Consider the following 17,530-nt stretch of genomic DNA (forward strand, 5'->3'; position numbering starts at 1 on the left):
GCGCCTCTCCATAATCCGCCCCGTTCGAAACCCAAGAGGAGAACGGAGCGATGTCACAGCCATCCCCGAACAGAGACCGGGTCCGCCGCGCGCTGGCAGCCGGCACCCTGCTGGCGCTGTCGGCCTGGGCCCAGGCCGCCGACAGCAAGCCCGCCGCCCCCACCCAGCCCTGCCGCCTGAGCGGCCTGCCCAGCGAACTGCAATGCGGCACGGTCAAGCGCCCGCTGGATCCGGCCAAACCCGACGGCGTCCAGATCGACGTGCACTTCGTCGTGCTGCCGGCCCTGGCCCGCAACAAGCTGCCCGACCCGGTGCTGTTCCTGGCCGGCGGCCCGGGCCAGAGCTCGATCAATGTGGCCTCCGGCGTGCTCTCGCGTCTCGGACGCCTGAACAACCGCCGCGACCTGGTCTTCGTCGACCAGCGCGGCACCGGCAAGTCGGCCCCGCTGGAATGCCCGGACCCCGGCCGCCGCCCGCTGGCTGAGCTGTCCGACCCGGCGCGCCAGCTCAAGGAACTGGAGCAATGCCGCGAGCAGCTGCAGAAGCTGCCTTACGGCGACCTGCGCTTCTTCACCACCACGATTGCCATGCAGGACGTGGACGCGGTGCGCCAGGCCCTGGGCACCGATCGCTGGAACGTGATCGGTGGCTCCTACGGCACCCGCGCCGCGCTGGAGTTGCAACGCCAGTTCCCGCAGACGATTCGCCGCCTGCTGATCGATGGCCTGGCGCCGCCGGACATGATCCTGCCGGCCTCGTTCTCCACCGACACCCAGGCGGCCAGCGACGCATTGTTCGAGGCCTGCGAGAAGGAAGCCGCCTGCCACAAGGCCTTCCCCAAGCTGCGCGAGCAATGGGCCGAGCTGCTGAAGAGCGTGCCGCGCATGGTCACGGCGGCCAACCCGGTGACCGGCCGGCCGGAGCGCTTCGAGCTGGCCCGCCGCACGCTGCTGAGCGCGATGCGCGGCCCGCTCTACAGCCCGGCCCAGGCCTCGGCCCTGCCGGCTGCCATAGCGGCCGCCGCGGAAGGCCGCTTCGAAGGCCTGATAGGCCTGAGCGCCGGCGGCACGCCGCGCAAGGGCATGGGCCTGGCTACCGGCATGCACTTCTCGGTGGTCTGCGCCGAGGACGTGCCGCGCCTGGCCGCCCGCACCGACAAGCCCGGCGCCGACTATGCCGACAGCGACGCCCAGTTCTACCTGAGCGGCTGCAAGAACTGGCCGCGCGGCGAGGTGCCCGAGGCCTTCTACAGCATCCCCAAGGCCCAGGCGCCGGTGCTCTTGATGAGCGGAGCCATCGACCCGGTGACTCCGCCGCGCCACGGCGAACGCGTGGCCAAGGCCCTGGGCGACAAGGCCCTGCACCTGGTCGTTCCCGCCACCGGCCACGGCGTGATGGGCCTGGCCTGCATGCGCGACGTGGTGTTCCGCTTCATCGATGCCAAGCAGGATGCCGAGGCGCTCAAGGTCGACACCAGTTGCGCCGCCAAGATGCCGCGCCCCACCTTCTTCCTGCCCATCCCCGACGCTGCCCGGGAGGCCAAGCCATGATCCATATCGACCAGGTCCACAAGACCTTCCAGACCCGGGCCGCCGGCTCGACCTTCAAGCGCGGTGCCAAGCAGGAAGTCAAGGCGGTGCAGGGCATCACGGTGAAGGCCATCGATGGCCGCATCACCGGCCTGCTGGGCCCCAACGGCGCCGGCAAGACCACCACGCTGCGCATGCTGGGCGGGCTGTTCAAGCCCGACGCCGGCAGCATCCAGGTCGACGGCCTGCAGGTCGGCCAGCAGGCGCTGGCCCGCATGGGCATCCTCAGCGACGCCCATGGCCTGTACCCGCGGCTCAGCGCCCGCGAGAACATCGTCTACTTCGGCCGCCTGCAGGGCATGAGCCGCGAGGCCGCCGAGCAGCGCGCCGAGCTGCTGGCCGACATGCTGGACCTGAAGAAGCTGATCGACCGCCGCACCGACGGCTTCAGCCAGGGCGAGCGCATGAAGACCTCGCTGGCCCGCGCCCTGGTGCACGACCCGGCCAACATCGTGCTGGACGAGCCCACCAACGGCCTCGACGTGCTGGCCACGCGCTCGCTGCGCGAGTCGCTGCGCTTCCTGCGCTCGCCCGAGGGCGGCAGCAAGTGCATCGTGTTCTCGACCCACATCATGCAAGAGGTCGAGCAGCTGTGTGACCACGTGATCATCGTCGCCGGCGGCCGCAGCGTGGCCGAGGGCACGGTGCCCGAACTGCTGGCCCAGGCCGGCGAAAACCGCTTCGAGGACGCCTTCGTCAAGCTGGCCTTCACAGCCGGCCAGAAGCAGGGAGAACAAGCATGAGCCGCAAGACCCACGACCTCACGAGCGCCGCCTGGGTGGTGTTCCTGAAGGAGCTCACCGACGGCCTGCGCGACCGCCGCACCCTGGCCCGCCTGCTGATCCCGGCCGTGCTGATGGGACCGCTGATGCTGACCGTGCTCTCGGGCCTGATCGCCTCGTTCGAGGAACGGGCCACGCAGCGCGAGATCCTGGTCCAGGGCATGGAGCATGCACCCACGCTGCGCAACTTCCTGGAGCGCCAGACCTACACCATCAAGGCCCCGCCCGAGGACTTCGAGAAGCAGCTGCGCGAAAGCAAGCTGTCCCAGCCGGTGCTGGTCGTGCCCAAGGAGTTCGAGGAGCAACTGCTCAACGGCGAGCAGCCGGTGGTCGAGATCGTCAGCGATTCGGCCAACCAGCGGGCCAGCGTGGGCGTGCGCAACATTGAGCGCATGGTGCGCGGCTTCAGCTCGGAACGGGCCTCGCTTCAGCTGGCCTTGCGCGGCGTGCCCGTCGATCAGCTGACCCCGGTGCGCAGCGAAGAGCGCGACCTGGCCAATCCCCAGGCCCGCGTCGCCAGCCTGACCGGCATGGTGCCCATGTTCATCATCATGGCCGTGCTGTACGGTGCGCTGACCGCAGCGCTGGACAGCACCGCCGGCGAGCGCGAACGCGGTTCGCTGGAGCCGCTGATGATGAACCCGGTGTCGCCGATGTCGACCGTGCTGGGCAAGTGGGGTGCCGTGGCGCTGCTGGGCATGGCCGTGGCCCTGCTCTCTGACCTCAGCTTCATCCCGGCGCAGCTGATGCTGCAGAGTGACAACCTGCAGGCCATGTTCAGCTTCGGCGCCCGCGAGGTCGTGGCCTTCCTGCTGCTGCAGCTGCCGCTCGCTGCCAGCATGGGCGCCCTGCTGATGGCCATCGCCATCCGCTCCAAGACCTTCAAGGAGGCGCAGGCCAGCAGCACCCTGGTCATCATGGTGGTCAGCATGGCGCCCATGGTCACGCTGTTCAACCCCGGTGCCCAGGCTCCCTGGCATCTGTGGGTTCCGGGCCTGGCCCAGAACACGCTGATGACGCAGCTGATCAAGGGCGAGATCCCGACGCTTTGGCAGCTGGCCCAGCCGGTGATCGTGGGCCTCGCGCTGACCGCAGTCTGCCTGTGGGATGTGGCCCGCTCGATGCGAACGGCCGTGGCTCGCTGAGCCTGTCTGGCTCAGCTCAGGCCGGCACCTGCAAGGGCCGGCCTGTTTTTTTTTCGCCTTCACAGGCCTCGAGCATCTGCTGCACCTGGTCCTGCCAGGGCAGGCCGTGGACCAGCCCGTTGAGCTGCAGGGCCGACTCCATCGGGGCGAGCACCTCGCCCTCCTCGTTCAGCAGCTGCAGGTTGGTGACCAGGGACATCGGGTCGGCCAGGGCCACCACGCCGGGCGGCTGACTGACCCAGTCCCAGGCCACGCCGGCGGCCGCTTCGCCGCTGCGGCACAGCCACAGCGTCTGGCCCAGCGAAGGCCGGCGGCCACCGCCCGCCACCAGCACTTGTGTGCTTAGGTGCGCAAACCGCAGCGCGGACAGCGCACGGGCTGCACACAAAATCCGTGGCCATGCATACACAATCCAGGCAGGGTTCGTCGACATCGGGCTCGATGGGCTGGGGGCACCGGTGGTGCCGTGGCCGCCAGTGTGCGGCGATGGCAACCGGCTGCCAGCTGTAAACCTTGTCAGGGGGCGCGCAAGCGACGCCAGCGGGGTCCTGGTCATGCAGTCAATGCTTCAGGGACGCTTCCAGGCCGTGCTCGAAGCCAAGAGCAGGGACGAGTTCGGCGCCGAGGTCGAGCGCTTCACCCGCTCGCTGGACTTCCAGACCTTCTCGGCCATGACCGTGGTCGACCATGCGCTGGGCAAGCCCGAGTTCATCGTCATCGACAACTGCCCGACCGGGTTTTCCGAGGCCATGCACAACCCGCAGCTGGGCGTGCTGGACCCGGTGATGCAGCACTGCAAGCGCCACAGCGTGCCCATAGTCTGGGACCAGCAGACCTATGTGGGCGGTGGTAGCGGCGACCTCTGGGATGCGCAAGCCAGCTTCGGCTACCGCACCGGCATCTGCCTGGCCCTGCACCTGCCCGAGGGCCGGCATTTCCTGCTGGGCGTGGACCGCGACCAGGCCTTGCCCAGCGACCCGGCCGAGGTCACCCGCATGGTGGCCGATCTGCAGCTGTTCGCAGTCCATGCGCTGGACACGGCGCTGCGGGTGCTGCTGCCGGCCGAGCAGCAGCTGGAGCGCCCGCACCTGACCCCGCGCGAACTGGAAGTGCTGCGCTGGACCATGGATGGCAAGACCGCCTGGGAAGTCGGCACCATCCTCGGCATCAGCGAGCGCACGGCCGTGCTGCACCTGACCAATGCCGGTCAGAAGCTGGGTTGCAACAACAAGCATCAGACGGTGCTCAAGGCCCTGCGGCTGGGCCTGATCCGCTGAACAAGCTGTAAGAGTTGACAGTTATGGCCGGGCAGGCCAGCTGCTGCAATGAGGTCGTGCTTTCCAAACCACCTCAGGAGTACCGGCCATGGACAAGTTCACCGCCCCCGAAGCCCTGCCCCAACTCGACGAACCGGTCGAGATCGACCCTGAGCTGCTGACCCTGGTCAGCGGCGGTGACGGCGAAGGCGGAACGGGCGGGTCCGGTGGCTCCGGCGGTGGCGACGGTGGCGATGCCCCCAAGGGCACCTGGTAAGACTCTAGACATGACCCAATAAACATCGCTGTCATCACGCCGACCGCAAGGTCAGCGAAGCCATGCTATTCAGAACCGAGGCGCTGTCCGCACTAGACCATCAATGGCTGGGCAGCGCGCAGGTTCCGCAGTTTCTGCACCTCAGAGCGCTGACCGCCTTGGCCGTCGGCGCTGTTTTTTTGGTCGGCACCTTTCTGAGCCTGGGCGAGTACACGCGCAAGGCCCGGGTCGGCGGCCACCTGGTGCCGCTAGGCGGCGTGCAGCCGCTCAGTTCGCCGCAGGCAGCCCTGGTGCTGCAGCGCCTGGTCGAGGAGGGCCAGAGCGTCAAGGCCGGCGATCCGCTGTTCGTGCTGAGCCTGGACAGCGCCAGCGAAGGCAGCGGCGAAGGCGTGGCCCGCAGCCTGGCCGAACGCCAGCGCTCGCTGGCCGACACCGCCCAGCAGCAGCGCCTGCTCGCCCAGCGCCAGCGCGAGGACGTGGAGCTGCGCGCCCTGGCCCTGCAGCGCGAGATCGAGCAGCTGCGCCAGGCCGAGAAGCTGCAGGCCGAGCGCCTTGCCCTGGCCCGGCAGACCCTGGCCCGCCATGAAGCCCTGGAAAAAGAGCAGTTCGTCGCTGCCGCCCAGGTCCAGAACAAGCGCGAGGAGGTGCTCGGCCTGCAGGTCCAGCAGCAGGATTTGCAGCGCCAGCGAGAAGGCCTGCAACGGGAGCTGCTGAGCCTGCAGGCCCGAGGCCGAGAACTGCCGCTGGAAGCGGCCAGCCGCCAGGGCCAGCTGGAACGCCAGCGGGCCGAACTGCAGGCCCTGGGCCTGGAAACCGCGGCCCGGCGCCGCCTGGTGCTGCGCGCGCCGGCTGACGGCGTGCTCAGCACGGTGCAGGCCGAGCCCGGCCAGCCGGTGGCCGCGGGCGCGAGGCTGGCTACTGTCCTGCCCGGCCAGGCCATGATGCTGGCCCACCTCTACGCGCCGTCCAGCGCCATCGGTTTTGTCCATCCGCAGCAGCAGGTGCAGCTGCGCTACCAGGCCTTTCCGTACCAGAAGTTCGGCCACCAGCAGGGCCGCGTGCTGCAGGTGGCCCGCACGCCCCTATCAAGCCAGGAGCTGAGCCAGTTGTCATTGCCGGCCGGCGCGGGCGTCGCCAATGAACCGCTGTATCGGGTCACCGTGGCCCTGGATCGCCAGTCCGTGCAAGCCTTTGGCAAGGAGCAAGCACTCACCGCAGGAATGCAGCTCGATGCCGACGTACTGCTCGAGAAGCGCAAGCTGATCGAGTGGATCTTCGAACCCTTGCTGGCTTTGGGTCGCCGTGTCTGAAGCGCTGCTCTCCCAATTGCAGTGGGGCAAGCGCCGCCGCCTGCCGCTGCTGCTGCAGACCGAGGCGGCCGAATGCGGCCTGGCCTGTCTGGCCATGGTGGCCGGCGCCCATGGGCACCATGTGGGCCTGGCCGAGCTGCGGGCCCGCTTCGCGATCTCGCTGAAAGGCTGCACCGCCGCCGACCTGGTCCGCATGGCCGATGGCCTGGGCCTGGCCTGCCGCGCCCTGCGCGCCGAGCCGGCCCATCTGGCGCGGCTGCAACTGCCCTGCATCCTGCATTGGGACTTCAAGCATTTCGTGGTGCTGGCCGAGGTCCAGGGCGACCAGGCCGTGCTGCACGACCCGGCCCACGGCCGACGCACGATGGCGATAAGCGAGCTGTCACGCCACTTCACGGGCGTGGCTCTGGAGTTGCGTCCGGGTGCCGATTTCCAGACCAAGGCCGCGGCGCCCGCCCCTTCGCTGCGCCAGTTGCTGGGCCGGGTCCAGGGCCTGCACCGCGCGTTGGGCCAGGCCCTGCTGCTGGCCGTGCTGCTGGAGCTCTTGACCCTGCTCTCGCCCTTCCTCCTGCAGTGGACGGTCGATGGCGTGCTGGTCGGTGCCGACCATGACCTGCTCTACACGCTGGGGGCCGGCTTCGCCTTGCTGGTGCTGCTGCAGGTGGCCGTCGGCACGCTGCGGTCCTGGGCCGTGCTCGCGCTCTCGGCCAGCCTCAATCTGCAGTGGCTCAGCAATGTGTTCGCCCATCTGCTGCGCCTGCCGCAGGCCTGGTTCGACAAGCGCTCGCTCGGCGAAATCTGGTCGCGCTTCGGCAGCGTGCAGCAGATTCAGCGCACCCTGACCACCCGCTTCGTCGAGGCGGTGCTGGACGGCCTGATGGTGCTGCTGACCCTGGCCATGATGTGGCTCTACAGCCCGCGGCTGAGCGGTCTGGCCCTGCTGGCCGTGGCCGGCTATGGCTTGCTGCGCTGGGCCTTTTACCGGCCGCTGCGCGAGGCCACCGAGGAGGCGCTGATCCACGAAGCCAGGCAGAACGGCTTCTTCGTCGAATCGATGCGCGGCGCGGCGGCCATCAAGCTCCTGAACGCCGAGCCGGCCCGCAGCGCCCGTTTCTCCAACCTGGTGGTCGAGCAGATGAACGCCTCGCTGGCGACCCGCCGGCTGGAGCTGTGGATGGGCGTCTCGCACAAGCTGCTGTTCGGCCTGGAACGGGTGGCCATCGTCTGCCTAGGCGCCTGGCTGGTGCTGGAGCGCGAGCTGTCGGTCGGCATGCTGTTCGCCTTCCTGGCCTACAAGGAGCAGTTCAGCCTGCGCCTGGCCGGCCTGATCGACAAGGGCGTGGAGCTGGCCATGCTCAAGCTGCAGGGCCAGCGCCTGGCCGACATCGTGCTGAGCGCGCCCGAAGCCAAGGGCGGCGCCCTGCCCCTGCCCGAAGGCGCCACGCTGGAGCTGCGGGAGGTCACATTCCGCTATGCCGACGGCGAGCCCGAGGTGATCAAGGGCTGCAGCTTCACGGTCGCGCCGGGCGAGTCGGTGGCGCTGACCGGGCCCTCGGGCTGCGGCAAGACCACGCTGATGAAGCTGATGCTCGGCATGCACGAACCGCAGTCGGGCCAGGTGCTGATCAACGGCACGCCACTGGCCAAGCTCGGTTTGCAGAGCTGGCGCTCGGCCGTCGGTGCGGTGCTTCAGGACGACCAGCTGTTCGCCGGCAGCATTGCCGACAACATCAGCTTCTTCGAGCCCGGTGCCGACCCGGCTTGGGTCCGCGAATGTGCCCGCCTGGCCTGCGTTGCCGAGGAAATCGAGGCCTTGCCCATGGGCTACCAGAGCCTGGTCAGCGACATGGGGTCCAGCCTCTCGGGCGGCCAGCGCCAGCGCATCCTGCTCGCCCGGGCGCTCTACAAGAAGCCGCAGTTCCTGTTGCTGGACGAGGCCACCAGCGCCCTGGACGTGGACCGCGAACGCCAGCTCAATGCTTCGCTGCGCCAGCTGCCGCTGACCAAGATCGTTATCGCCCACCGGCCCGAGACGATTGCTTCGGCGCAGCGGGTGATCGCGCTGCAGGGTGGCCGAGTCGCACAGGATCTGAGGAATCTGGCTCAGGCCTGAGCGCAGGCTCAGGGTGCGGTCTGGTCCTCCATCCAACCGAGCCATCGCATCGCCTGCTCGCGGTTCTCGCCGCACATGATTTCGCTGGGCTGCAGCGAGCCGCAGACCGCCGGCCGCTCCGGATGGCCGAAGATCTTGCAGCGGTCCTGCTCGTCGAGCTGGATGCAGCGCACGCCGGCCGGCTTGCCATCCGGCATGCCCGGAATCGGCGAGCTGATCGAAGGCGCGATGCAGCAGGCGGCGCAGTGGGAACGGCATTCCATGGGCCTGGATTGTCTATGCCCTTGCGAGGCCGCCGGCGTGGTGAACTGCCGTGACTTGTCCACAGGCGATCCGTAGAATCGCGGGTTTGCCCGAACCCCCAGCCAGCCCATGCTTTATCCCAAGGAATTCGATGTCATCGTCGTCGGTGGTGGCCACGCCGGCACCGAGGCCGCGCTGGCCGCGGCGCGGATGGGCGCCAGCACCCTGCTGCTGACCCACAACATCGAGACCCTGGGCCAGATGAGCTGCAACCCGTCGATAGGCGGCATAGGCAAGGGCCACCTGGTCAAGGAAGTGGACGCGCTGGGCGGTGCCATGGCCGCGGCCACCGACGAGTCGGGCATCCAGTTCCGCATCCTCAACGGCTCCAAAGGCCCGGCCGTGCGAGCCACCCGCGCCCAGGCCGACCGGGTGCTCTACAAGGCCGCGATCCGCCATCGGCTTGAGAACCAACCGAACCTGATGCTGTTCCAGCAGGCGGTGGACGACCTGATGGTCGAGGGCGACCGTGTGGTCGGTGCCGTCACCCAGAGCGGCCTGCGCTTCCGCGCCCGCGCCGTGGTGCTGACCGCCGGCACCTTCCTGGATGGCCGCATCCACATCGGCCTGGAGAACTTCAGCGCCGGCCGCGCCGGCGACCCGCCGGCGGTCTCGCTGTCCGGCCGGCTCAAGGAGCTGAAGCTGCCCCAGGGCCGGCTCAAGACCGGCACGCCGCCGCGCATCGATGGCCGCACGATCGACTTCTCGCGCTGCGAGGAGCAGCCCGGCGACCTGGACCCGATCCCGGTGTTCAGCTTCATGGGCTCGGCCGCCCAGCATCCCAAGCAGCTGCCCTGCTGGATCACGCACACCAACGAACGCACCCACGAGATCATCCGCTCAGGCTTTGACCGCAGCCCGATGTTCACCGGCGTGATCGAGGGCGTGGGCCCGCGCTACTGCCCGTCCATAGAAGACAAGATCAACCGCTTCGCCGACAAGGACAGCCACCAGATCTTCCTGGAGCCCGAGGGTCTGACGACCCACGAGTTCTACCCGAACGGCATCTCCACCTCCCTGCCCTTCGACATCCAGCTGGCGGCCGTCCGTTCCATCCCCGGCCTGGAAAACGCCCACATCCTGCGGCCCGGCTACGCCATCGAGTACGACTACTTCGACCCGCGCGAGCTGAAGAGCACATTTGAGACCCGGGCCATCAACGGCCTGTTTTTCGCCGGCCAGATCAACGGCACGACCGGCTACGAGGAGGCGGCCGCCCAGGGCCTGTTCGCCGGCCTGAATGCCGCGCTGCAGGTCCAGGGCCGTGAAGCCTGGCTGCCCGGCCGCGACCAGGCCTACCTGGGCGTGCTGGTCGACGACCTGATCACCAAGGGCGTGACCGAGCCCTACCGCATGTTCACCAGCCGGGCCGAGTTCCGGCTGCAGCTGCGCGAAGACAACGCCGACCTGCGCCTGACCGAGGCCGGCCGCGAGCTGGGCCTGGTGGACGACGCCCGCTGGGACGCCTTCAACCGCAAGCGCGATGCTGTTTCACGTGAAACAGAGAAGCTGAAGTCGAGCTTTGTTCACCCGGGCATCCTGCCGGCGGCCGACGCCGAGCGTCTGGTCGGCAAGGCGCTGGAGCGTGAATACACCTTCATCGACCTGCTGCGCCGACCCGGCGTGGGCTACGACACCCTGGCCGAGGTGGCCGCCATCGCCCGCCCGGAAATGCGGATCTCTCGCTCAGCCCTGCATGAAGAGCTGGGCCAGACCCTGGCCGATGCCGTGGTCGAGCTGGTCGAGACCAGCATCAAATACGCCGGCTACATCAACAAGCAGGTCGAGGACGTGGCCCGTGCCGCGCACTACGAGCACCTGAAGCTGCCCGAGGACCTGGACTACGGCCAGGTCAGCGCCCTCTCCATCGAGGTCCGCCAGAAACTCAGCAAGCACCGGCCCGAGACCCTGGGCCAGGCCTCGCGGATCTCGGGCGTGACGCCGGCCGCGATCTCGCTGCTGCTGATCCACCTGAAGAAGGGCCGCTTCAAGGGCTTCGACGGCGCCCCGAGTGCCGCCTCCAACGACGACGACAGCGCTGCCGCATGAGTCCCGCTCGGCCGCCCGAAGGGACTCATTCCCGCTTGGCGGGATGGCGCGCAGCGCCAAGGGTGCAAACATGACCGATTTCGACTCCCTGCGCCCGCCACTGGCGGCGGCCGCGCAGTCGCTGGGCCTGGGCCTCAGCGACTCCCAGCTGGACCAGCTGCTCGCCTACCTGGGCCTGATCCAGAAATGGAACAAGGTCTACAACCTGACCGCCGTCCGCGACCCGCAGGCCATGCTGACCCAGCATCTGGTGGACAGCCTCAGCCTGATTCCGGCCTTGCGCCGCCAGGCGGCTGGCAATCCGCTGCGACTCATGGACGTGGGTAGTGGTGGCGGCCTGCCCGGCGTGGTCGTCGCCATCTGCGAACCCAACATCGATGTCACCTGCGTCGATGCCGTCGCCAAGAAGGCCAGCTTCATCAAGCAGGTAGCCGCCGAGCTGGGCCTGAAGAACCTGCATGGCGAGCATTCGCGGGTCGAGGCACTGAAGGTCGAGCCCTTCGACCTGATCACCTCGCGCGCCTTTGCCTCGCTGCTGGACTTCACCACGCTGACCCGCCAGCACCTGAAGCCCGGGGCGATCTGGCTGGCCATGAAGGGCCAGCACCCGGCCGACGAACTGACCGCCCTACCCTCGGACCTGGACGTGTTTCACGTGGAACAACTGCAGGTGCCGGGCCTGGATGCCCAGCGCTGTCTCATCTGGATCAAACCGCGCGCCTGAGCCGCAATTGATCCACGGGCCGGGCGCCCTTCCCGGCTACCATCGCTGCCTGACAAGAATGACCAGACTGATGGCCAAGATCTTCTGCATTGCCAATCAAAAGGGCGGGGTCGGCAAGACCACTACCACCGTCAACCTGGCCGCCGGCCTGGCCCAGGTCGGCCAGCGCGTGCTGGTGGTGGACCTGGACCCGCAGGGCAACGCGACCATGGGTTCGGGCATAGACAAGCGCAAGCTGGAACTCAGCATCTACGACGTGCTGCTGGAGTCGGCCTCCATCGCCGAGGCCAAGACCCGCAACGACAAGGTCGGCTATGACGTGCTGGGCGCCAACCGCGAACTGGCCGGCGCCGAGGTCGAACTGGTCGAGCTGGAGCGCCGTGAGAAGCGGCTCAAGGCCGCCCTGGCCGAGGTCAAGAACGACTACGACTTCGTGCTGATCGACTGCCCGCCTTCGCTCTCGATGCTGACGCTGAACGGCCTGTGCTCGGCCCATGGCGTGATCGTGCCCATGCAGTGCGAGTACTTCGCGCTGGAAGGCCTGTCCGACCTGGTCAACACCATCAAGCAGGTCCACGCCAACCTGAATTCGGACCTGGAGATCATCGGCCTGCTGCGCGTGATGTTCGACCCACGCATCACCCTGCAACAGCAGGTCAGCGAGCAACTCAAGGCCCATTTCGGCGACAAGGTGTTCGACACCGTGATCCCGCGCAATGTGCGCCTGGCCGAGGCGCCCAGCTACGGCCTGCCCGGCGTGGTCTTCGACCCGGCCTCCAAGGGCGCCCAGTCCTTCGTCGAATTCGCCCGCGAGATGGTGCGGCGGATCGGCAAGTAAGCAACCCGGCACCGCAGTACCCACATGACCCTGCTCGCCACCCTCGCGAAACGTGCCGAGGAGGCGGGCCTGAATGCCAGCGCCCCGCCGCAAGAAGCGCAGATCGATGGCTGGCTCTTGAGGCTGTCGCCGGGCAAGGCCAAGCGCTCGCGCTGCGTCAATGCCCTGGCCCAGGGCAGGCTGCCCCTGCCCCAGCTGCTGGACCGCTGCGAAGCCGCCTTCGCCAAGAGCGGCCTGCCGCTGATCATTCGTATCACGCCCTACTCCCAGCCGCCCGACCTGGACCTGCAGTTGCAGCGCCTGGGCTGGTTCGAATTCGACGCCGCCGACGTGATGGTGCGCGCCTCGCTGGACCACTTGCCCCAGCGCCACTTGCTGCGCGCCATAGACAACCCGGCCTATGCGCGGCTGGTCGGCCGGTTGCGAGGCTCCAGCGAGACCGAAATCCTGGCCCATGCCGAGCGCATGCAGCATGCACCGCGGCCCTACCAGGGCTATCTGCTGGAAGGGCCCGACGGCGAGCTGCAGGCCTGCGGCCAGATCGTGGTCGACGAGGACATGGTGGGCCTGTTCGACATCTTCACGCCGCCCGAGAAGCGCGGCCAAGGACATGCCAAGGCGCTGTGCGAGGCCCTGTTGCGCGAGGCCCGGGCCCAGGGCGCCTACCGGGCCTATCTGCAGGTCGGCACCGACAACAAGGTGGCCCAGCGGCTCTATGCGAGCCTGGGATTCGAGTTCGCCTACCGCTACCACTACCGCAGCAAGGACCCGTCGGCGGCCGACTGAGTCGACCGAGACCGGCCAGGCATGCAACCGGCTCGCTCAGCCGCGCGGCTTCCAGACCTTGATCAGGATGTGGCGGGTGAAGCCCGGCAGGTAGTCGTGCACATGGGCCACGCAAGTGAAGCCCAGGCTTTCGAACCACTCGGCCGTGCGGTCGGACAGGGTCTCGACCAGGGCATCGACACAGCCCAGGCGCAGCGCCTCGGCCTCGGCCCGGCGCAGCAGGCCGGTGCCCAGGCCGCCGCCCCGCCAGTCGTCCTCGACCCAGACCTGGTCGATGAACAGTCGGTGGAACTCGGTATGGCCGGTCAGGCCGGCGATCAGGTCCTCGCCTTCGTACAGGCCCAGTGAAAAGGCCTGCGGCCGGCCACCCGCCGACTGGGCCTGGCGATAGCCATGCTCGCCTTCGGCGACCCGTGCAGCGTCTTCGGCGGGCAGGCCCAGCTGCCAGCGCCGGTTGTCGGCTGCGCTCAAAGCCCCAGGGCCTCGTCGACGCCCAGGTGCACGTTCATCGACTGCACGGCGGCGCCGCTGGCGCCCTTGCCCAGGTTGTCCAGGCGGGCCATGACCAGCACTTGCGTCTCACTGCCGAACACGAAGAGGTCGACCCGGTTGCTGTCGTTGCAGGCCTGCACGTCGAAGAAGCCCTCGGCCAGCGTGCCGGCATCGCGCAGCGGCATCACGCGGATGAAGCGCTCGCCCTCGTAGTGGCGGCTCAGCGCCTCGTGCAGATGCTCGGCCTTGGTGCCGGCCTTGAGCAGGCTCAGGTGCAGCGGCACGGTCACGGCCAGGCCCTTGTAGAAGTTGCCGACTATGGGCATGAAGACCGGCGCGGTTTTCAGTCCGGTATGGGCCATCATCTCGGGCAAATGCTTGTGCGCCAGGCCCAGGGCATAGGGCCGCGGCGACGTGAGCTTGGGCTCACTTGCTGCCTCGTACTCGGTAATCATGGACTTGCCGCCGCCGGAATAGCCGGTGATCGAGGTGGCAGAGATCAGGGCCTCGGGGCTCAAGAGGCCGGCATCGACCAATGGGCGCACGGCCAGGATGAAGGCGCTGGCATGGCAGCCCGGGTTGGCGATGCGCTTGGACTGGCGGATCGAATCGCGCTGGCCCTTGCAAAGCTCGGGCAGGCCGAAGCTCCAGCCGGCCACCGTGCGATGGGCCGTGCTGGCGTCGATCAAACAGGTCTTTGGATTGGTCACCATGGCCGCCGCTTCGCGCGAGGCGGCGTCGGGCAGGCACAGGAAGGACACGTCGGAAGCATTCAGCAATCGCGCCCGCTCGGCCGGGTCCTTGCGCTTGTCGGCATCGATCTTCAGCACCTCGATGTCGCTGCGCTGGGACAGGTATTCATGGATGCGCAGCCCGGTCGTGCCTTCCTGGCCGTCCACATACACCGCGTAAGTCATTTCAATCGCTCCAGCACAATGCCAACAAAGAGGTTGCGAAGCATAAGGCCAACACCATGTCCCACGTCCCCCGTGTGCTGATACTGCCCGGCTGGCAGAACTCCGGCCCCGAGCATTGGCAGAGCCGCTGGGAGGCCCTGTACGGCGACGAGCGGGTCGAGCAGGACGACTGGCAGCATCCGCGCCGCGGCGACTGGATGGCCCGGCTGGAGGAGGTGCTGCTGGCCGACGAGCGCCCCGCCCTGCTGGTGGCCCACAGCCTGGGCTGCCATCTGGTGGCCGGCTGGGCCGAGCATTCGCAGCACACCGGGCGAGTCCAAGGCGCGCTGCTGGTGGCGCCGCCGGACTGCGAGCGCGAGGACTTTCCGCCGCAGCTGCACAACTGGCGCCAGGTCCGCCGTGGCCGCCTGCCCTTTCCCAGCCTCGCGGTGCTGGCCACCGACGACCCCTATGGCAGCCTGGAGCGCGGCACGGAACTGGCCCAGCAATGGGGCTCGGACCTGGTCATCGCCGGCGCGCGCGGCCACCTGAACGCCGCCTCGGGCCTGGGCGACTGGCCCGAGGGCCGGGCCCTGCTCGATCAGCTCTCGCGTTCGACGTAGGCCCAGAGGATGGCCAGGCCGGTCAGGCCCAGCACGGCGGCGGCCAGCAGCGCCGGCTGGGTCGGCAGGCCGGTCACGCTCAGCTGCAAAGCCAGCAGGCCGGTGCCCATGGCTGCGCCTATCACCGGCCCGCGCCGGGCCCAACTCCAGCGCCGCTGCTGCCTGGTCAGGCGCTGCATCACCGAAGCCGTGAAGCCCTCGTCGGGCACCGGGTCCAGTCGGCCCTGGGCCAGCCAGGCTTCCAGTTCTCGTTCGTCCTTGTTGCTCATGCAACCTCCTTCCAGGCTTGCAGCCATTCGCGCAGCTTGGCTTTGCCGCGCTGCACATGGGACTTCAGCGTGCCCAGCGGCAGATCCATCACCTGGGCCGCTTCCTCGTGGCTCAGACCCAGCTCGGCGCAGTGCATCAGGGCCTGGCGCTCCATCCTCGGCAGCCGGTCCAGCGCCCGTGCCAGGTCAAGCTTGAGGCCCGGAGCGGATGCGGCTGCCGCCAGTTGCTCTAGCGCCGCCTCGTCGTCCTCGGTCTCAAGACGGCCACGGCGATGGGATTCCAGGAACACCGAGTAGGCCAGGCGGAACAGCCAGGTCGAGAAACGCGACTCGCCGCGGAACTGGTCCAGCTTGCGCCACAGCCGCAGAAAGACCTCCTGCGCCAGCTCGTCTGCCCGGGCCCCATCGCCGTGCACCAGCCGCCTCAGCTGGGCCCGGACCAGGCCCTGATGGCGCCGCACCAGCTGTTCGAAGGCACGGGCGTCGCCGCTGAGCTGCACGCGCTGGACCAGGAGGGCGTCGAGCCTATCTTCCTGATCCGCTCGCGCTTCAGCCATGCTGGCGCGGCCCCCGGCTGGCCATCCACCAGCTCAGCAGATAGCCCAGGCCGATCATGGCCGGCAGCAGGGCCAGGCCCCAGAGCTCGCCCAGGCGATGGCCCTCGGTGTACTCCAGCGGCAGGGCCACCAAAGTCAGCCACAGGCCGATGGCACCGCACAGCAGCACGAAGCCGTGGCGCCGGTCCGCCTCGGCCGGCGCGCGCTGCGTCAGCATTTGCGGCGGCAGCGGCTGGTTGCGGTCGGCCAGCTCCAGCAGAAAGGCGTAGCGCCGCTCCTGCAGTCGGGCATGGTGGCGCAAGGCCGCGATCAGCACGATCACCGGCCCCGCGGCCATCGCCAAGGCCATGGCGACAAAGCCCAGTCCCTCGAACAGTTCTCTCATGATGCTTTCTCCTTCCTCACATCCAACGGCTTCGCCTTGTAGCAGGCCAGTTCAGAGGCCCAGACGCTCGACAACCCGGTCCAGCCGCTCGAGCAGCTCGGCTCGCTCGCCCGGCATGACCGAGGGCGCCTTGGCCGCTTCCAGGTCCTTCAGGGCCAGCGCAAAGGCCTGTCGCCGCGCCGCCGACGCCTCGGCAACCAGGTCGGGCTTGACGCCCGTTCCTTCCCAGTTGCCACCGGTCACCGGGCTGACCGACCGAGCCCGCGAAACCCACAGCGCAAAGCCCGGATGGACCGGCACGAAGCCGCCCGGGTTGGCACCGCCGCCGCTGGCCTCGCCGACCACCTGCGCACGACGGGTCTGCTGCAGGTCATAGGCCAGATGCTCGGCCGCCGAGAAGGTCTGGCGGCTGGTCAGCAGGTACAGCGGCACCTGGGTCAGTTGCGGGCCGGGCAGGCCGGCCTCGGTCGTCATGGTCTCGGTCTCCTTGTCGCGGATCGAGACCACGCTGCTCATTGCGGTCTTGGGCGGCAGGAAATGGCTGGCCAGCCACTGCACCATGGCCGGGCTGCCGCCGTTGTTGCGGCGCAGGTCGATGATCAGCGCGTCGGCACCCGCCACGACCTGCAGCGCGGCGGCCATGGTGGCGGCGCACAGCCGCGGAGGCGGCATGCCATCCAGGCGCAGATAGCCGATGTTGCCGGGGTAATGCTCGACCCTTTCGACTCCGCAGTTCAGGTGCCGGTACAGCGCCTCGCGCGACGGTGGCGGGCCGTCGGGCTTCTCGTCCCGGGCCCCGGGCGGCGGTTCGCTCTGGAAGACCACGCGGGCATGGGCGTCCTGCAACGCCGGTTGCAGCAGCTGGGTCAGCGCCTGGGCCAGGGCCTCGGGCTCGGCCGGCAGCGTGGCCTGCTTGAGCGCCTTCAGCGCCGCCGGCACGCGGGCCGGATCGTGGAACTCCTTGTCCAGCTGCTGGCCGATCTGCTCGACCAGGGCGGCGCGCTCGGCCGGCTTCAGCGGAGGGGCGGCCGCAGCCAAGCCACTTGCTGCCATCAAGGCTGCGGTCGCCACCCGGCTCACTTTGTTCTTAATCATCCTGCTTCTCCTCACTACGGCCTCCTCCACATGGGAGTCCT

20 protein-coding genes are annotated in these 17,530 nt (G+C 68.6%); 12 read left to right on the forward strand and 8 right to left on the reverse strand.

The features are described 5' to 3' along the window. The first annotated feature begins 50 nt into the window (after positions 1-50). From QT382_RS20490 to QT382_RS20500, 3 genes are read left to right on the forward strand one after another with little or no spacing between them, the layout of a single operon-like run. Positions 51-1,550, forward strand: coding sequence for an alpha/beta hydrolase (locus QT382_RS20490; RefSeq protein WP_289255980.1), 1,500 nt, complete (start codon positions 51-53; stop codon positions 1,548-1,550). After that, a complete protein-coding gene (locus QT382_RS20495) occupies positions 1,547-2,332 on the forward strand; it encodes an ABC transporter ATP-binding protein (protein WP_289255981.1) in 786 nt (261 codons plus the stop codon). Before QT382_RS20490 ends, QT382_RS20495 begins: the two co-directional genes overlap by 4 nt. Beyond that, complete coding sequence (locus QT382_RS20500; RefSeq protein WP_289255982.1) at positions 2,329-3,516, forward strand: ABC transporter permease; 1,188 nt, start codon at positions 2,329-2,331, stop codon at positions 3,514-3,516. Before QT382_RS20495 ends, QT382_RS20500 begins: the two co-directional genes overlap by 4 nt. 16 nt (positions 3,517-3,532) lie before the next feature. Here the strand turns inward: QT382_RS20500 and QT382_RS21135 are convergent, their stop codons facing one another. Beyond that, on the reverse strand, positions 3,533-4,072 hold the full coding sequence (locus QT382_RS21135) for a DUF4902 domain-containing protein (protein ID WP_502929931.1): 540 nt from the start codon (positions 4,070-4,072) through the stop codon (positions 3,533-3,535). On the opposite strand from QT382_RS21135, the gene QT382_RS20510 reads away from it, so the two are divergent. The 4 genes from QT382_RS20510 to QT382_RS20525 all read left to right on the forward strand — a co-directional run bounded on the left by QT382_RS20510 (position 4,071) and on the right by QT382_RS20525 (position 8,472). Further along, on the forward strand, positions 4,071-4,793 hold the full coding sequence (locus QT382_RS20510; RefSeq protein ID WP_289255984.1) for a helix-turn-helix transcriptional regulator: 723 nt from the start codon (positions 4,071-4,073) through the stop codon (positions 4,791-4,793). The two genes, QT382_RS21135 and QT382_RS20510, sit on opposite strands and share 2 nt — an antisense overlap. Before the next feature lie 88 nt (positions 4,794-4,881). Continuing rightward, the gene (locus QT382_RS20515) at positions 4,882-5,049 is read left to right on the forward strand and encodes a hypothetical protein (protein ID WP_289255985.1); all 168 of its coding nucleotides are present in this window, start codon (positions 4,882-4,884) and stop codon (positions 5,047-5,049) included. A gap of 62 nt (positions 5,050-5,111) precedes the next feature. Further along, entirely contained in the window at positions 5,112-6,359 is a 1,248-nt protein-coding gene (locus QT382_RS20520; protein WP_289255986.1) for an HlyD family secretion protein, read from the forward strand. Then, positions 6,352-8,472 carry a peptidase domain-containing ABC transporter gene (locus tag QT382_RS20525; RefSeq protein ID WP_289255987.1) on the forward strand — a complete coding sequence of 707 codons (2,121 nt, stop codon included), beginning with the start codon at positions 6,352-6,354 and terminating at the stop codon, positions 8,470-8,472. Before QT382_RS20520 ends, QT382_RS20525 begins: the two co-directional genes overlap by 8 nt. Before the next feature lie 8 nt (positions 8,473-8,480). On the opposite strand, the gene QT382_RS20530 is transcribed toward QT382_RS20525, so the two are convergent. Next, positions 8,481-8,735, reverse strand: coding sequence for a YkgJ family cysteine cluster protein (locus tag QT382_RS20530; RefSeq protein WP_289255988.1), 255 nt, complete (start codon positions 8,733-8,735; stop codon positions 8,481-8,483). A gap of 109 nt (positions 8,736-8,844) precedes the next feature. Between QT382_RS20530 and mnmG the strand changes: the two genes are divergently transcribed. The 4 genes from mnmG (at position 8,845) to QT382_RS20550 (ending at position 13,172) form a co-directional block, all read left to right on the forward strand. Next, on the forward strand, positions 8,845-10,824 hold the full coding sequence (gene mnmG, locus QT382_RS20535) for a tRNA uridine-5-carboxymethylaminomethyl(34) synthesis enzyme MnmG (RefSeq protein ID WP_289255989.1): 1,980 nt from the start codon (positions 8,845-8,847) through the stop codon (positions 10,822-10,824). Between the two features lie 70 nt (positions 10,825-10,894). Then, entirely contained in the window at positions 10,895-11,548 is a 654-nt protein-coding gene (gene rsmG / locus QT382_RS20540; RefSeq protein ID WP_289255990.1) for a 16S rRNA (guanine(527)-N(7))-methyltransferase RsmG, read from the forward strand. 70 nt (positions 11,549-11,618) lie between these two features. Further along, complete coding sequence (locus tag QT382_RS20545) at positions 11,619-12,386, forward strand: ParA family protein (RefSeq protein ID WP_289256086.1); 768 nt, start codon at positions 11,619-11,621, stop codon at positions 12,384-12,386. Positions 12,387-12,410: 24 nt separating this feature from the next. Next, positions 12,411-13,172: a GNAT family N-acetyltransferase gene (locus QT382_RS20550; protein ID WP_289255991.1), complete on the forward strand. Its 762-nt coding sequence runs from the start codon at positions 12,411-12,413 to the stop codon at positions 13,170-13,172. Positions 13,173-13,208: 36 nt separating this feature from the next. Here QT382_RS20550 and QT382_RS20555 read toward each other — a convergent pair whose 3' ends face one another. Together QT382_RS20555 and argC are read right to left on the reverse strand one after the other, a co-directional pair. Further along, a complete protein-coding gene (locus QT382_RS20555; protein WP_289255992.1) occupies positions 13,209-13,643 on the reverse strand; it encodes a GNAT family N-acetyltransferase in 435 nt (144 codons plus the stop codon). Continuing rightward, a complete protein-coding gene (gene argC / locus QT382_RS20560) occupies positions 13,640-14,581 on the reverse strand; it encodes an N-acetyl-gamma-glutamyl-phosphate reductase (RefSeq protein WP_289255993.1) in 942 nt (313 codons plus the stop codon). The genes QT382_RS20555 and argC overlap by 4 nt, the downstream gene beginning before the upstream one ends. 56 nt (positions 14,582-14,637) lie before the next feature. On the opposite strand from argC, the gene QT382_RS20565 reads away from it, so the two are divergent. Beyond that, a complete protein-coding gene (locus QT382_RS20565) occupies positions 14,638-15,183 on the forward strand; it encodes an RBBP9/YdeN family alpha/beta hydrolase (protein WP_289255994.1) in 546 nt (181 codons plus the stop codon). On the opposite strand, the gene QT382_RS20570 is transcribed toward QT382_RS20565, so the two are convergent. Genes QT382_RS20570 through QT382_RS20585 form a run of 4 tightly spaced genes read right to left on the reverse strand, consistent with a single transcriptional unit; the run spans position 15,162 to position 17,489 of the window. After that, on the reverse strand, positions 15,162-15,452 hold the full coding sequence (locus QT382_RS20570) for a hypothetical protein (protein ID WP_289255995.1): 291 nt from the start codon (positions 15,450-15,452) through the stop codon (positions 15,162-15,164). The two genes, QT382_RS20565 and QT382_RS20570, sit on opposite strands and share 22 nt — an antisense overlap. Continuing rightward, entirely contained in the window at positions 15,449-16,009 is a 561-nt protein-coding gene (locus tag QT382_RS20575; protein WP_289255996.1) for an RNA polymerase sigma factor, read from the reverse strand. Before QT382_RS20575 ends, QT382_RS20570 begins: the two co-directional genes overlap by 4 nt. Continuing rightward, complete coding sequence (locus tag QT382_RS20580; protein ID WP_289255997.1) at positions 16,002-16,394, reverse strand: DUF6249 domain-containing protein; 393 nt, start codon at positions 16,392-16,394, stop codon at positions 16,002-16,004. The genes QT382_RS20575 and QT382_RS20580 overlap by 8 nt, the downstream gene beginning before the upstream one ends. A 51-nt stretch (positions 16,395-16,445) precedes the next feature. Then, on the reverse strand, positions 16,446-17,489 hold the full coding sequence (locus QT382_RS20585; RefSeq protein ID WP_289255998.1) for a S41 family peptidase: 1,044 nt from the start codon (positions 17,487-17,489) through the stop codon (positions 16,446-16,448). Between the last annotated feature and the right edge of the window lie 41 nt (positions 17,490-17,530).

Source organism: Pelomonas sp. SE-A7 (assembly GCF_030345705.1).
Lineage (GTDB): Bacteria > Pseudomonadota > Gammaproteobacteria > Burkholderiales > Burkholderiaceae_C > JAUASW01.